Origin of the sequence: Pseudomonas sp. CFBP 13711 (assembly GCF_014842265.1) — a bacterium.
GTDB lineage: Bacteria > Pseudomonadota > Gammaproteobacteria > Pseudomonadales > Pseudomonadaceae > Aquipseudomonas.
The window spans coordinates 118,859-132,789 of sequence record NZ_JACYVI010000007.1; the positions used below are offsets into that span (position 1 = coordinate 118,859).

At 63.4% G+C, this 13,931-nt stretch carries 14 protein-coding genes; all 14 read right to left on the bottom strand.

Annotated elements, in window-relative coordinates; translation table 11 throughout:
• Positions 1–96: 96 nt before the first annotated feature.
• From IFT47_RS14940 to IFT47_RS15005, 14 genes are read right to left on the bottom strand one after another with little or no spacing between them, the layout of a single operon-like run.
• Positions 97–1,323 carry a beta-ketoacyl-ACP synthase gene (locus IFT47_RS14940; RefSeq protein ID WP_192171200.1) on the bottom strand — a complete coding sequence of 409 codons (1,227 nt, stop codon included), beginning with the start codon at positions 1,321–1,323 and terminating at the stop codon, positions 97–99.
• Positions 1,323–2,051 (bottom strand): 3-oxoacyl-ACP reductase FabG, encoded by a 729-nt coding sequence (gene fabG / locus IFT47_RS14945; protein ID WP_192171199.1) that lies wholly within the window; start codon positions 2,049–2,051, stop codon positions 1,323–1,325. The genes IFT47_RS14940 and fabG overlap by 1 nt, the downstream gene beginning before the upstream one ends.
• Entirely contained in the window at positions 2,044–2,517 is a 474-nt protein-coding gene (locus IFT47_RS14950) for an ApeP family dehydratase (RefSeq protein ID WP_192171198.1), read from the bottom strand. The genes fabG and IFT47_RS14950 overlap by 8 nt, the downstream gene beginning before the upstream one ends.
• The gene (locus IFT47_RS14955) at positions 2,514–3,710 is read right to left on the bottom strand and encodes a beta-ketoacyl-[acyl-carrier-protein] synthase family protein (RefSeq protein WP_192171197.1); all 1,197 of its coding nucleotides are present in this window, start codon (positions 3,708–3,710) and stop codon (positions 2,514–2,516) included. Before IFT47_RS14955 ends, IFT47_RS14950 begins: the two co-directional genes overlap by 4 nt.
• Complete coding sequence (locus IFT47_RS14960; protein WP_192171196.1) at positions 3,707–4,195, bottom strand: hypothetical protein; 489 nt, start codon at positions 4,193–4,195, stop codon at positions 3,707–3,709. Before IFT47_RS14960 ends, IFT47_RS14955 begins: the two co-directional genes overlap by 4 nt.
• Entirely contained in the window at positions 4,192–4,938 is a 747-nt protein-coding gene (locus IFT47_RS14965; RefSeq protein ID WP_192171195.1) for a class I SAM-dependent methyltransferase, read from the bottom strand. The genes IFT47_RS14960 and IFT47_RS14965 overlap by 4 nt, the downstream gene beginning before the upstream one ends.
• Positions 4,935–6,182: a tryptophan 7-halogenase gene (locus IFT47_RS14970; RefSeq protein WP_192171194.1), complete on the bottom strand. Its 1,248-nt coding sequence runs from the start codon at positions 6,180–6,182 to the stop codon at positions 4,935–4,937. The genes IFT47_RS14965 and IFT47_RS14970 overlap by 4 nt, the downstream gene beginning before the upstream one ends.
• A complete protein-coding gene (locus tag IFT47_RS14975) occupies positions 6,169–7,344 on the bottom strand; it encodes a sodium:proton antiporter (RefSeq protein ID WP_192171193.1) in 1,176 nt (391 codons plus the stop codon). Before IFT47_RS14975 ends, IFT47_RS14970 begins: the two co-directional genes overlap by 14 nt.
• The gene (locus IFT47_RS14980) at positions 7,341–9,701 is read right to left on the bottom strand and encodes an MMPL family transporter (protein ID WP_192171192.1); all 2,361 of its coding nucleotides are present in this window, start codon (positions 9,699–9,701) and stop codon (positions 7,341–7,343) included. The genes IFT47_RS14975 and IFT47_RS14980 overlap by 4 nt, the downstream gene beginning before the upstream one ends.
• A complete protein-coding gene (locus IFT47_RS14985; RefSeq protein WP_192171191.1) occupies positions 9,691–10,293 on the bottom strand; it encodes an outer membrane lipoprotein carrier protein LolA in 603 nt (200 codons plus the stop codon). Before IFT47_RS14985 ends, IFT47_RS14980 begins: the two co-directional genes overlap by 11 nt.
• On the bottom strand, positions 10,290–10,715 hold the full coding sequence (locus tag IFT47_RS14990; RefSeq protein WP_192171190.1) for an acyl-CoA thioesterase: 426 nt from the start codon (positions 10,713–10,715) through the stop codon (positions 10,290–10,292). The genes IFT47_RS14985 and IFT47_RS14990 overlap by 4 nt, the downstream gene beginning before the upstream one ends.
• Positions 10,708–12,252 (bottom strand): HAL/PAL/TAL family ammonia-lyase, encoded by a 1,545-nt coding sequence (locus IFT47_RS14995; RefSeq protein WP_192171189.1) that lies wholly within the window; start codon positions 12,250–12,252, stop codon positions 10,708–10,710. Before IFT47_RS14995 ends, IFT47_RS14990 begins: the two co-directional genes overlap by 8 nt.
• On the bottom strand, positions 12,233–13,177 hold the full coding sequence (locus IFT47_RS15000; RefSeq protein WP_192171188.1) for an LpxL/LpxP family acyltransferase: 945 nt from the start codon (positions 13,175–13,177) through the stop codon (positions 12,233–12,235). Before IFT47_RS15000 ends, IFT47_RS14995 begins: the two co-directional genes overlap by 20 nt.
• A complete protein-coding gene (locus IFT47_RS15005; protein ID WP_192171187.1) occupies positions 13,174–13,908 on the bottom strand; it encodes a glycosyltransferase family 2 protein in 735 nt (244 codons plus the stop codon). Before IFT47_RS15005 ends, IFT47_RS15000 begins: the two co-directional genes overlap by 4 nt.
• Between the last annotated feature and the right edge of the window lie 23 nt (positions 13,909–13,931).

The following is a 13,931-nucleotide window of genomic DNA, read 5'->3' on the forward strand; positions in this document are numbered from 1 at the left end:
TTCGCTCCTTGAGGTGGTTAACGGGTGTAGAAGATCAGTGATGTGCCCCGCCGGGAGCGTCTTCCGTTGCGCCGGCGGGTTGAACGAATTATGGGGTCAAGACCAACGCCGAAAGATCAGCGACGTGTTGACCCCGCCGAACGCAAAATTGTTGTTCATCACAAACTCGTGACTCATGTGGCGGGGCTCGCCGCGCAGGTAGTCCAGTTCGCCGCAGCGACTGTCGACCTCGTCGAGGTTGAGCGTGTGGATGTAGCGGTCGCGGTTCATCATCTCGATGCTGAACCAGGATTCCAGCGCACCGCAGGCGCCGAGGGTGTGTCCCAAAAAGCTCTTCTGCGAACTGATCGGCATGCGCGAGCCGAACAGGCTTTGCGTGGCAAGCGTCTCGGCGATGTCGCCCTGTTCCGTCGCCGTGCCGTGGCCGTTGACGTAACCGATGGCCTCGGGCGGCAGGCCCGCGTCTTCCAGCGCCAGTTCCATGGCACGACGCATGGTCACTCGTTCAGGGCGAGTGGTGTGGACGCCGTCGGCATTGCTGCCGAAGCCGACCACCTCGGCGTGAATCTTCGCCCCACGCGCCAGCGCGTGTTCCAGCTCCTCGAGCACCAGCATGCCGCCGCCTTCGCCGATCACCAGGCCGTCACGCCCATTGTCGTAGGGACGCGGGCTGGTGTGGGGCGCATCGTTCTTCAGGCTGGTCGCGTACAGCGCGTCGAACACCATGGCTTCGGTGGGGCACAACTCTTCGGCGCCACCGGCCAGCATCAACGGCAGACGCCCGAACTTGATCGCTTCATAGGCATAGCCCACGCCCTGGCTGCCGCTGGTGCAGGCGCTGGAGGTCGGGATCAGGCGGCCGGTGAGGTTGAAGAAGATGCTGATATTCGCCGCCGTGGTGTGCGGCATCATGCGCACGTACGAGTTGGCATTGAGGCCTTCGGCGACGGAATTCAGCAACATGTTGCCGAACGCCTTGATCTCGTCGGTGCTGCCGGTGGACGAACCGCAGGCCACGCCCATGCGCCCGTCGCGAATGATCGGGTCGCCCAGCAAGCCGGCGTCACGCAGCGCCTGTTCTGCGGTGCCGACCGCCAATCGCGACACCCGGCCCATGCTGCGCAGCTGCTTGCGCGTCCAGTACGACGGCACCGCGAAATCATCTATCGGGCCGGCCAGACGGGTGTTGAGCTCGGTGAAGCGATCCCATTCGTCCATGCGCCGGATGCCGCTGCGATTGCCGCTGAAATTGGCCTCGATACTGGCCCAGTCGCTGCCCAGTGACGTAATACCGGCCATGCCGGTGACGACAACGCGTTTCATCAGCACAGGCCTCCATTGACGGCCAGCACTTGGCGCGTGATGTAGGAAGCTTCCGCCGACATCAGGAAATTCACGGCGCCGGCGACTTCTTCCGGCGTGCCCATGCGTTGCGCGGGAATCATCTTCATCAGTTCATCGACCGGCACGTTTTCGTCGAGCATGGCCGTGTCGATCAGCCCGGGCGCGACGCAGTTGACGGTGATCTTGCGTTTGCCCAGTTCTATTGCCAGCGCCTTGGCCGCGCCGATGACGCCCGCTTTCGATGCGCTGTAGTTGACCTGGCCACGATTGCCGATCAGCCCGGACACGGACGTGATGCAGACGATGCGCCCGGCAGCACGGCGGCGGATCATCGGCATCATCACCGGATGCAGCACGTTGTAGAAACCGTCGAGATTGGTGCGGATGACCATGTCCCAGTCGTCATCGGTGAGCGCCGGAAAAGCGCCGTCACGGGTCAGGCCGGCGTTGCAGACCACGCCGTAATAGGCACCATGGGTTTCGACGTCGGCTTCGAGGATCACCTTGCACGCAGCACGGTCGGCGACGTCGAATTGCAGCACGCGCGCCTGACGCCCGAGCGCCTCGACTTCACGCTGTACAGCGTCGGCTTCAGCGCGGCCACTGCGGCAGTGCAGCACGATGTCGTAGCCGGCCTGGGCCAGGCGCAGCGCAATGGCGCGCCCGATACCGCGGCTTGAGCCTGTGACCAGAATTGATTCAGTCATTTACGGCTCCTTCGGCCAGATAGCTCGCCGATTGCGGCGGGCAATAAACATTGAGTCGGGCGCGGACCTGAATGCCGGCACCGCTCAGAAAACACTCGAACACGCCCATGCCGCTGTCATCCTGCAAGGACCGCCGTGCATGGATGATCAGCTCGCTGCCGACCGGGAAGTGCTCGACATTGCATTCGAATTTGCGCGTGCCCAGCAGGAAACCCAGCGCGACCGGGTCACCCTTCACCCGTGCCTGACAGCCGGCAAACGCCGCAACGCTTTGGGCCATCAGCTCGACGCCGACCCAGGCCGGCATGCTCCCGTCGGGGCGATTGAACAGCCCGCCGGGTCGAACGATGACGCGGGTGTGAATCTGCTCTTCGTCGAAGGACAGCACTTCGTCGATGAGCACCATGTCGCCGGCGTGGGGCAGTAAATCAGCCGGCGGCCACGGGCATGAAGGTACAGCGGTCATGGGTGCTCCCCGATGATCAGGCTGACGTTGTTGCCACCGAAGGCAAATGAATTGCTCATCATCCGGCGTGGTGAATCACGCAGCTGGGTGTCGTTTGCCTTGACCCAGTTCAGCGCGGGCAGGCTTGTATCGGCTTCGCCATCCCACACATGAGGCGGCAGCTGATCCTCGTTATTTTCAGGGGCCAGCGCCAGCCAGCAGAACGCGGCTTCCAGTGCCCCGGCGGCGCCAAGGGTGTGGCCGCTCATGGGTTTGGTCGACGAGCACGCTACGCCGTGGGGGAATATGGCGCTGACCGCCAGACTTTCCATTGCGTCGTTGTGCTGGGTTGCGGTGCCGTGCAGGTTCACGTAGGCGATGTCGCTGGCGGTCAGTCTGGCGCTCGTCAGCGCCTTGCTCATGGCTTCTTGCGCGCCGTGCCCGGTGGGTTCGGGAGCGGAAATGTGGTGGGCGTCCGAACTGGCACCGGCGCCCAGCAAGGCGATGCGATGATCGTCCGCTGGCTCGCGCGTCATCAGAAACAGCACGGCCGCTTCGCCGATATTGATGCCGTTGCGATTGCGCGAGAACGGGTTGCAGCGCTCGCTCGATACCGCTTCAAGGGACGAGAAGCCGTTGATGGTCAGCTTGCACAGGCTGTCGACGCCGCCGCACAACACCGCGTCGCACAGGTTCATGTCGAGCAGCCGACGCGCGCTGAGCAGCGCGCGGGCGCTGGAGGTGCAGGCGGTGGAAATCACGTAGGCCGGGCCGCTGAGGTCCAGCCACGCCGCGAGGAAGTTGGCCGGAGCGCTGAGTTCCTGCTGGCGATAGTCGTAGCTGTCCGGAAAAGTCTGATCGGCCAGGTAACTGGCGATCCCGCGGCTCGCTTCGTCGATGCCCGACGTGCTGGTGCCCAGAATCACGCCGATGCGGCCACGACCATAGCGGGTGATCGCCTGCTGAATGTCAGGCTCGATCTGGAGGGCGGCGGCAAGCAACAGCTGGTTGTTGCGGCTGCTTTGCTGGCCGAGCGCCGCTGGGATTGTCGGCAGCAGGCTTTTCACGCCGGCAACGGGCAGCGGGCGTTCAGGTATCCAGCCGCTTTCCGTGCGCATGCATGAAGCGTCCCCGGCGAACAGCGTCCGGGCCACGCTCTGGCGGTCGTCGCCCAGTGCGCAGATCAGCCCCAGGGCATTGAGGTATGCCGTCATTGACTCGCCTTGCCTTCGAGTGGGCTGACGACGTATTTCAGTTCGCCGCTTTCCATGCTGATCTTGAAGAAGCCCTCGGAGGCGTAATCGACGATCCAGCGATCATCCAGACTGCGGCCATAGGGACGCAGCTCGACGCCAGGGTATTCAAAGCGCACTTCTTTCAGTGACGTCAGGGCAAACAGCACGGCCGCGAACAACTCGCGCGCTTCAGGATTGGGCGGCAGCAGACCATCGGCCTTCCAGCGATCTTCGCGAAGCTGCTGGCGCGCCACCGGAATACCGAGGGGGTCCATCAACGAGAACCGCAGGCCGTGGCGTTCCTTCTGGATCACCATCACCCAGTCCTGGCGCTGACCCGCCTGTTCGCGCTGCACGTGCAGCTGCACGGGGAATTTGATGTGGGGCGTTTGCGCAGGCAGCGGCGCGTGGCTGGCGCAGCCACTCACCAACAGGACGCAGAGCAACAGAAAGGCGCGAATCATAAGGCTTTACCTTCTAGGGTGGCCGAGAGAGGTTTGCGTGCGACGACATTGATCAGCGTCTCTTCACGTTCCCCAAAGGCCTTGGGTTTGACCAGTTTCAAACGTTCCAGCAGACCGAAGTCTTTGGCTCGGCTCCACCAGAGATAGGGGTAAGAAACGTTGTGCGCAGTGAAATGAAAACCTTCATTGCCCAGCATGTCCAGGTATTGCGCGGCGCTTTTCTGGACGTGCATCGGGTGACGGAAGAGCCAGCGAATCACCCACGTGTCGATGTAGGCCTCGGTGGACTCGGCGAACAGCAGGTAACCGCCGGGCTTGAGCACCCGATAGAACTCGGCGAGGGATTTTTCCTGCTCGACCAGATGATGGAACGTCTGATGGCAGAAGACCATGTCGACACTCGCGTCCGCCAGTGGCAAGGCTGCGCAGTCACTGCCGATCAGCTCAACGTTCAAACCGCGACGCTGGGCTTCTTCAGCGCTGAGTTGCAGGCTGAGGGGGTCGGCGTCGATGCCGAAAATCTTCGCCGGATTGAACGCGCTATGCAGGTACTGAAACGACTTGCCCTGCCCGCAGCCGGCGTCCAGCACCACCGGGTTCTCTGGCAGGGGCTCACTGAACAGGCTGCGCAGGTCGTCGATGGCCACTCGCAAAACGCGGTGCTGCCACGTGTGACTGCGCAGAAACAGAAAGCCCAGGCGCGTTTCTTCAACGTAACTGTCGCTGAAATACTGGCCGCTCATGGGCGAGGGCCCGCACAGATTTCGGCGAGCATGCGCAGGCGCCGCTTGGGCTCGGCGACGAACGGGTTGCGCTCGTCCCACGCGTAACCGGCCAGGATCGAGCTGATCATGCGGCGTATGTCGGGGCGGCTGTCCGGATAGAAAATCACATCCTGAAAACTGCCCTCGTACCAGCCTTCGACGTAGGCGCGGAAGGTGTCCACACCGCGTTTCAGCGGCGCGGCGAACTCGCTTTCCCAGTCAACGCTTTCGCCTTGCAGCTGACGATGCAAAACACCGGCCGCCATGCTCGCCGAGCGCATGGCGATGGTGACGCCAGACGAAAACACCGGGTCGAGGAATTCCGCCGCGTTGCCGAGCAAGGCAAAGCCTTCGCCGTGCAGGGTTTTGACGTTGGCCGAATACCCGCCGATGCTGCGCGCCGGGGTGTCCCAGACAGCGTTTTGCAACACGCGGCTCAAGCTCGGGGTCTCGTCGATGAACGCGCGCAGGCAGGCGTCGAGGTCATCGGGCTTGCCCGCGAAACGCTCGGCGGATGCCACGACGCCCACCGAACAGCGACCGTTACTGAACGGAATCGACCAGAACCACACGTCCTTCACGGTTGGGTGAACCGTCACCAGAATCTTTTCGCGATCAAAGCGTGGGTCGTCGATGCGGTCTTCGACGTGGGTGAACACCGCCTGACGCAGAGGGAAGTTCGAGGGTGCTTCCAAGCCCAGAAAGCGTGGCAGCACGCGGCCATAACCGCTGGCGTCGAGCACGAACGTCGCTTGCACGCGGTAGGCCGTACCGTCTTCGCGCTGCACGTCGAGGGTCGGCTGCTCGCCGGAGAAGTCTGCGGCGGTGATGGTTTCCCGGTAGCGAACTTCAACGCCCTGGCGCTCGGCTTCGTCGGCCAGCAGTTTGTCGAAGTCGGCGCGCTGCACCTGGAAGGTCGTGGGCTTACCGTCGCTGAAAGTGTCGCCGAAGTCGAAGGCGCTGTACTGCTCACCGCAGGCGAAGGCCGCGCCGTTTTTCATCTGGAACCCGGCGGCCTTGACCGCTTCCAGCATGCCCGCTTCTTCGACGAAATCCAGGCAATGGGACAGCAGGCTCTCGCCGATGGAGAAGCGCGGGAATTCCTGGCGCTCGATGATCAGCACATCGTGGCCCTGACGTTTGAGCAACGCAGCAGCGATGGCTCCGGCTGGACCGGCGCCGATCACGACGACCTGACGACATTCCATTTCAGCTATTGGCACAAGGTTTCCTTTTCGAGTGTTCGACGACATCGACGTCATGCAAATCAAGAGGGCGGTTCATGCCCAGGAGGGCTGGCAACAGGGTGGCGATCAGGCTCATGAGCATCAGCGCGAAATACAGCGACGGGCTGATCAGCCCCTGTTGCAACAGCAGGTTGAGAAAGACGATTTCGCTGAGGCCACGGATGTTAAGCAGCAGGGCTTCTTTCCAGCGCACGGCACCTGCAAACGATGGCGCCGCCCAGCGCACGCCGATCCAGTTGCCCAGCAGTTTGCTGGCGATCGGCAGCACGAGCAGCCCCAGCAGAGTCAGCCAGCCCAGTTCGCCGATGGCGCTGTGAATATTGATCTGGACGATGCCGGACGTGAGGATCAGCGGGATCGCCACGTAGTGCTGCAGCGCCTTGAACCAGGCGGCTTTCAGCGGCAGCGCAAAGGGTTGCTTGAGCGCGTTCATGCACAGCAGATAGCCGATGCCGACGATGAGCGCGTTGAGGCGGTAGTGCTCGGCGACCATCAGCAGCAGAAAGAAAACAGCCCCGTAAACCTGTGGCTGGCGAACCCGCAGCAGCCGTAACAGCAGCGGCACGCCGGCGAGCAGCAGCGGGATAATCAGACTGGTCAGGTGCAGGCTGCCCTGGGCCAGCCCGAACAGCCCCCAGCAGGCCAGATCGATGAGGATCGCGGTTTGCACCAGACGTCTCGTGGCGTGGGTTGGGTAGCCGATATGGTTGAGATAGAGATAGAGCACCGGGATGGCAGTGATGGCGAACACCAACCCCAACGCCAGGCTGCTCAGCCAGCTCGACGCCGGTAGAAGCCACACGGCGCAGGCGACGCCACAGAGAAAGGGTACACAGAAGCTGGGCAGCGCGACTTTCAGGCTCTGCGGGTCGAGACGCACATCGATCACATCGCTGAGGATATGCCCGAGCACGACCGCGAAACTCACGCCGTACAGGGTTTTCAGCCAGACGGGCGCGACCAGTCGCGCGCCGGTGAGCTGCCACTGCGGCTCGACGAGGAACAGCATCAGCAGCGGGATGGCAAACGTCGCCAGCAGCAGCTGGCTGACGATGGGGATCAGGTTCAGTCGGGCGCCGAGCCGGCTGGCCAGCGCAAACAGCCCGAGCACCATCGCCCAGAACGCGACGGTTATCACGAGCGTTTCTCGTGCTGGTTGTTCGCGGCGCTCTCATCCTGACGCGCCGCATTCTCATGCTGACGCCCTGCCCAAGGCGCCAGAATGAAGCTGAAGGCCAGACCGAGGCTCACCGACAGCCCGAAATTGCTCACTGCCGGGGTGCTGGAGATCGCCAGCAGACCGAACGACAGCCACGTGGTCGCCGCCGCCAACAGCGTGCCCATCAGGCTCACGGCCGCGCCGCCAATCTGCTCGCGCATGAGGATCGCGTAATCGACGCTGATCGCAGTGACCAGCAGCAGACCGAACAGGCTGAACAGCGTCAGCGGCTGACCCAGCCAGCCGAGGCTCGCCAGACTGCACACGGCCGCGAGCAGTGGCAGGGCGATCACCCTCAGTGCCCCGCGCAGACCGAATGGCAAAATCAGCAGCAGAACGATCAGCACGCAGGACGCCAGCTTGAGTTCCGCGGCGCTGATCTGGGTGGCGGCGAACACCTTGTTCAGGTCGCCGAGGCGGTCCACCAACTGGACGCCCGGAAGGTCCTGCGCCTGCACGCGGAGCAGCGCCGCATCGTTCAGGCCCTGCAGGCTGACGATTCCGGCCACGCCTTGATCGTTGCTGCCCAGCCACAGCAGGCGCCAGGGTTCGCCCAAAGGTCCGGCCAGTACATCGTCGATGCCTTGAACGGGAAGGGCGCGCAGGTTTGCCAGTTCGTTATTGAGCACTTCCGGCGGCACACCCAGTGCGAGCAACGGTTGCCAGTGCGCAGGCAGCGTGTCGAGGGCGGTGCGCGCAGCTTGTTGTTCGGCGGGCGTCGCCACCAATTGGTTGAGGGACAGATAACCCTGCAGTTTGCCCTGGGTGACCAGTTGATCAAGTCGCTGACTCAGCGCGGTCTGACGCTCCAGTAATTGTTGCTGATCGGCGCCGCGCACCAGGAAGAACTGGCTGGTGGGTTGGTAGCCGGTGATGCGCGCCACGGAGCGCGCTTCGTCGGTCAGGCTTTGCGGCGCGGCGATCCATTGGCGGATGTCATTCTTGGTGGTCAATTGCAGCAGGCCGGCTGCGCAAAAAATGAGCAACGCCCCCAACAGCACCGGCGTGCCCACTCGAGTGAGCAGTTTGGCGCGTGCGTTCATCAAGGCTTCAGCGATCTTCAGCGGCCATTGCGCAGGCCGCAACTCGACACCGTTGAGCAGCGCCGGCAGCAGGCACACCGCTGTCAGATAGGCGCCGACCAGACCGGCCGCCGAGAACACGGCGATCTGGGTCAGAGCCGGGAAGGGCGTCCAGGCGAGGGCCAGATAGCCGATGCAACTGGTCGCCAGACTCAGGCTCAGGCCTGACAGCGTCAGGCGCAACGCCGACCAGCTGCGCCAGGGTTTCAGGCTCCAGCTTTTTGAGAGGTAGTGCAGCGGATAGTCCACCGCCACGCCGATCAGGCTTGAGCCCAGCACCAGCGTCATAACGTGCATCTTGCCGAACAGCGCGACGCAGGCCGTGGCGCCGAACAGCATGCCCACCATTACCGGAATGAACGCCAGCAACACACGCCAGCGTTTGAACGCGAGCAACAGCAACAGCAGGATGCCCAGCGTCGCGCCGCCGCCGACCCAGGTGATTTCCCGGGTAGCCTGTTGCTGACCGTGGGCGGCGTACAAGAGTCCGCTGGCCGCCAGCAATTGTGCATCGCTGGCGCTGGCCTGTTGGCGCGCTTCGTCCATCAGCGCTGAGACATGCAGCGGCAGGCGCATGTCGAAGGCGTCGGCGCGGGTACGGGCGCGCAGCAGGACCCAGCTTTTGCCATCGGCCTTGGCGATCAGCGCGCCGCTGCCGATGTCCAGTTGCACCGAGCCGTGCATGGGCTGGCCGTTCTGGATGCGCCCCGTCAGCCCGAGCCAATCCTCCTGGCTGGGCACCAGACTGAAACCGCCAAACGGATCGAACAGGCTTTGCACGCGCTGTTGAATAAAAGCTTCGGGATGCTCGATGAGCTCGGTACGGTCCTTGGGCGGCAGCATCGCCAGGCGACCGCGCAGCAGTTGTTCACGCAGGGCCGGAAGATCGGCCTGAACGTTCCACTGGACCTTTTCGAAGAGCCCGCTGGCCTGCCATTTCTCGCTCAGTTGCCGCGCCAGCTCGACGGCCTTTTCGGCATCGGCGTGACCCACCAGCACCAGCATCTCGCGGTTCATCGGCTCCTGAATGCGTTGTTCGGCGCGCAGCTCCAAGGCATCCGGCGTGCTGCCGGGGACCAGTTCCATGAGGTTGGCCGACAGCGGCGCGCCATGACGCCATTGCCAGCCGGCGAGTGCGAGCACGGCCAGCAAGGCAATCAGGAAAAGGCGCGGCAGCAGGCGTTCAATCGGCAAAGTCAGCGCGCTCCGAATCGCTCAGCGGTTGGGCGCTGGAGCTGTCGATCATCTTCAGCAGCGTGCTGTCGCCCTGGGTTTCAAGCAGCTCGATACGTTGCACCAGTGCGCCGCCATTGATGTTGATCTGGTTGAACACCTGTTTCAGCAACATCGAGCGCGGCACCAGGGTCAGTTGCCAGGCCTGGGCGTCGCCGCTCAACTGCACGTCGAAATCACGCTGCAGGCCGCTGCTGTCACCTTGTAAAACGGCGAGAAACAGCCGGTTCTGCTCGGCGCCTGCGCTTTTGCCCGGCAGCATCTGCCAGCTGCCATCGGCATCGCGGCGGGCGATGCCGGCGGCGGTGATGCGGTAATCCTGTTTCAGCGGCGTATCGAGCAGCCACAGCAGACCTGAATCTTTCGCCAGTACGAAGTCGCCCTTGCTGGTCAGCGGCTGGGGCAGGGCGCGCAGGTGTTTTTCCTGCACGAAGGCGCCATGAATGACGGCAGGTTTGGCCAGTTGATCGCTCAGTTGCTGCAGATCGAAGGCGTGGGCCAGCGAGGTCAGCGTGAGCAGCATCAAGCTGAGGAGGCCTTTAAAGGCACTCATTTCAAAGCCCTCTCGACCGCTTCCACAAACACCATGGGGCAGGCCAGTTGCATTTCGCGGGTGTTAACGTCGACGGCCACTTGCACGGTGCTGGCGCGGGTCAGGCGCTCGCCGGTCGCGATGTCGGTGATCAGATAATCGATCTTCAAGCGGTTCTCCCACTCCACGAGACTGGCGCGCACGTTGATGCGCTGACCGAACACCGCGCCGCGCACATAGCGCAGTTGCAGATCGATCACCGGCCAGGCGTAACCCGAATCGAGCATGTGCGTGTAGTTGTGGCCGAGCTTGTCGAGGAGCGCGCAGCGCGCCACTTCCAGATACTTCACGTAGTGCCCGTGCCAGACGACGTGCATGGTGTCGACGTCGAAAAACGGCACCAGGATTTCGGTGTCTTCGTGGATCACGCCTTTACTACGCATGCAGCCTCCAATGTTGTTCGGCGATGCGCTTCAGGCAAAGCCGGAGTTCGCCTTCCAGCGCGCGGTCTTCTATTACCGGCGGGAAGTCCTCGCGCAGTTGTTCGTGCATCGCTGCGAGAGCAGGCGGCAGCGGGCGCGCATCGGCATCGCGGCTGCGCAACCAGACGCCCTGATTGGCGGCGATCAGCGTGGCGGCGGCGACCTGCTCGGTCAGCTCCAGCACGCGAATGGCGTCGCGGGCGGCGATGGTGCCCATGCTCACCTTGTCCTGGTTATGGCATTCGGTGGAGCGGGAAAACACGCTGGCCGGCATGGTGTTTTTCAGCGCTTCGGCGGTCCAGGCGCTGGTGCCGATCTGCACGGCCTTGAAGCCATGGTTGATCATCGCGCGGTCCGCCGGGGCGCCGGACAGGTTGCTCGGCAGGCCGTGGTTGTAACGCTCGTCCACCAGCAACGCGAGCTGGCGGTCCAGCAGGTCGGCGACGTTGGCGACGAGATTCTTCAGGCTGTCCATGGCGAAGGCGATGTGGCCGCCATAGAAGTGGCCGCCGTGGAGCACGCGTTCGGCTTCGGCGTCGATGATCGGGTTGTCATTGGCGCTGTTCAGTTCGATTTCGATGAAGCTGCGCAGCCAGTTCAGGCTGTCCGCCAGCACGCCGAGCACATGGGGAGCACAGCGCAGGGAGTAGCGGTCTTGCAGGCGATGCAGCGGGGCGGTCGGCGCGTCGATGGCCAGATCCTTGCGCAGCCAGGCGGCCACTTGCATCTGCCCCGGATGCGGTTTTGCAGCAAACAGACGCTCGTCGAAGTGCTCGGGATTACCTTGCAGCGCCACGACGTTCATCGCGGTAATGCGGGTTGCCAGTTGCAGCAGATAATCGGCACGGGCGAAAGCCAGGCACGCCAGGCCGGTCATGACTGCGGTGCCGTTCATCAAGGCCAGCGCTTCTTTAGGCCGCAGCACCAGCGGGTCCCAGCCCAGTTGACGATGCACATCGGCGGACTGCCGACGCTCGCCGTTGAACAGCACCTCGCGCTCGCCGGACAGTGTCGCCGCGACATACGAGAGCGGCGTCAGATCACCACTGGCGCCCACCGAGCCTTCTTCCGGAATCAGCGGCAGGATGTCGTGGTCGAGAAAGGCTTGAAGCCGCTCAAGCAACTCGACCCGAACGCCGGACACGCCGTGGCACAGCGAGCGCAGACGTGCGGCCAGCACCGCGCGGGTGGCCTGGGCATCGAGCAACTTGCCGAGCCCGCAACCATGGAAAGTGTAGAGATGACGCGGCAGCGCTTCGACGTGTTGCAGCGGTACCGCCACCACGCACGAATCGCCGTAGCCGGTGGTCACGCCGTAGATCACGCCTTCCTTGTCCAGCAGCGAATCAAGAAACTGCGCGCCCTTGGCGATGCGCTGGCGGTAGGCACTGTCGTTCTGCAACGCCGTCGGCCGCTGGCGGTTGGACAGCGCCAGTACGTCTTCGATGCGCAGGTGGCCTTCGCCGAAAATAATGGGCTCAGGTGCTTGGTTCGTCATCGGATTTCCAGAACGGGTAGAAGTTGAACCACTGCTGCGGCGCTTGCACGCAGTAGTGCGCCAGACGGTCGGCGTAGCGTTGGGTCCATTGGGTGATTACTTGCTGGCGATCGCTGCGCCGCCATTCGATGGCAGTGGCGAACGGTTCGAGGATCACCCTGTAGCCGGTCGCGCCCTTGAGGCAGAAAATCAGGTTGATCGGGCATTTCAGCAACCCGGCCAGCAGCCATGGGCCCTGGGGGAACGCCGCCTGATGGCCGAGAAAATCGACCCGTGCGTTGCGCCCGCCGTGCAGCGCAACCCGGTCACCGGCGATGGCCAGCCATTCACCGCGATCCAGGCGCTGACTCAGCTGCAGCATGATCGCCGGGTCCAGTTCGCTGACCTGAATCAGCCGCAGATTAGTCGCGCCGGCCTCGCCCAGCAGGCGGTTGAAACGCTCGGCATGCTTGGTGTGCACCAGCACGTTCATGGTGACTTTTTCGCCCAGTTCGGCCAGCGCCCGACAGACTTCAAGGTTGCCCAGGTGCGCGCCGACCAGCATCTGCCCGCGCTCGCCGCGCAACTGATCGCGCAAGTGCGCGTCGTCGATGATTTCAATCTGCTCCAGACCGAGCTTGCCGTTCCACACGTCCAGCTTGTCGAGCAGGGCGTCGGCGAAGGCCATGAACTGCCTGAACACGCGCCAGTGCGTGGGTCGCAGCTCCGGTTGCTGGGTCCAGTCGGCCAAGTGCCGTTGGTACTGCCAGGCGCTGCGGCGAGCGCGGCGGCCGAACAGGAAAAAGTACAGCACGATGCCGTGCAGGATCGGGCTGAGCACCCGACGCCCCAGGACTTTGACGCCCCAGGCCGTGAGCTTCATCAGCAGAAAGCTGCCGCGTTCTTCGTGCGCCGCCCAGTGCTGCTTTTGATCGGCGTCACTCATGGCAACCACCTCCGCCAGAGGATCAGCGGAAAGCGCCCGAGCATGCCGAAGAACAGCTTGGCGTGCATCTTCGAGATGAGAGCGTTGTCGTGAAACAGCCGAAAATGCGAGAGGCCGTCCTGGGGGTAGTGAACCTTGGTCGGCAGCCAGCGCATCGGCTGATTGCGCCACGAAAGGCGCACGAGGATTTCCGGGTCGAAGTCCATGCGCTTGCCCAGATTCACGGTGTCGATCAGGTGCAGCACCGGCTTGAGCGGGTAAACCCGAAAGCCGCACATGGAATCGGGAATCTGCAGTGACAGGCTGTTGATCCAGACCCAGACGTGGGTCAGGTAGCGAGCATACAAGCGGCCTTTTGGCACGCTGGCGTCGTACTGCGGATAACCGCAGATCAGCGACGTCGGGTGCTCGCGGGAATGATCGAGAAACACCGCGATGTCGTTCAGATCGTGCTGGCCGTCGGCGTCGACTTGCAGGGCATGGCTGAAACCCAATTTCGACGCCTCGCGCAGGCCGGCCATGACCGCGCCGCCCTTGCCCTGATTGACCGGCAGCTTCACCAGAAAAACATTGGCCTGCTGGGCAAGGGATTCAAGCACGGCGGCGCAGGCCGGGCTGCTGGCGTCGTCGACCAGCACGCAGGGCAAGCCGGCGTGCAGCAACTCCTGAACGACAGCCGGTACGGCGAGTTCGTGGTTGTAGACCGGAATCACGGCGCAGGGGTTATGCATAAGCGACCTCTTCCTTGAATGTG

Coding starts and splice junctions, on each gene's coding strand:
- IFT47_RS14995 (WP_192171189.1), bottom strand. CDS start 12,252: ATGACGAACCAAGCACCTGAGCCCATTATTTTCGGCGAAGGCCACCTG.
- fabG (WP_192171199.1), bottom strand. CDS start 2,051: ATGACTGAATCAATTCTGGTCACAGGCTCAAGCCGCGGTATCGGGCGC.
- IFT47_RS14990 (WP_192171190.1), bottom strand. CDS start 10,715: ATGCGTAGTAAAGGCGTGATCCACGAAGACACCGAAATCCTGGTGCCG.
- IFT47_RS15000 (WP_192171188.1), bottom strand. CDS start 13,177: ATGAGTGACGCCGATCAAAAGCAGCACTGGGCGGCGCACGAAGAACGC.
- IFT47_RS14950 (WP_192171198.1), bottom strand. CDS start 2,517: ATGACCGCTGTACCTTCATGCCCGTGGCCGCCGGCTGATTTACTGCCC.
- IFT47_RS14965 (WP_192171195.1), bottom strand. CDS start 4,938: ATGAGCGGCCAGTATTTCAGCGACAGTTACGTTGAAGAAACGCGCCTG.
- IFT47_RS14960 (WP_192171196.1), bottom strand. CDS start 4,195: ATGATTCGCGCCTTTCTGTTGCTCTGCGTCCTGTTGGTGAGTGGCTGC.
- IFT47_RS14940 (WP_192171200.1), bottom strand. CDS start 1,323: ATGAAACGCGTTGTCGTCACCGGCATGGCCGGTATTACGTCACTGGGC.
- IFT47_RS14955 (WP_192171197.1), bottom strand. CDS start 3,710: ATGACGGCATACCTCAATGCCCTGGGGCTGATCTGCGCACTGGGCGAC.
- IFT47_RS14985 (WP_192171191.1), bottom strand. CDS start 10,293: ATGAGTGCCTTTAAAGGCCTCCTCAGCTTGATGCTGCTCACGCTGACC.
- IFT47_RS15005 (WP_192171187.1), bottom strand. CDS start 13,908: ATGCATAACCCCTGCGCCGTGATTCCGGTCTACAACCACGAACTCGCC.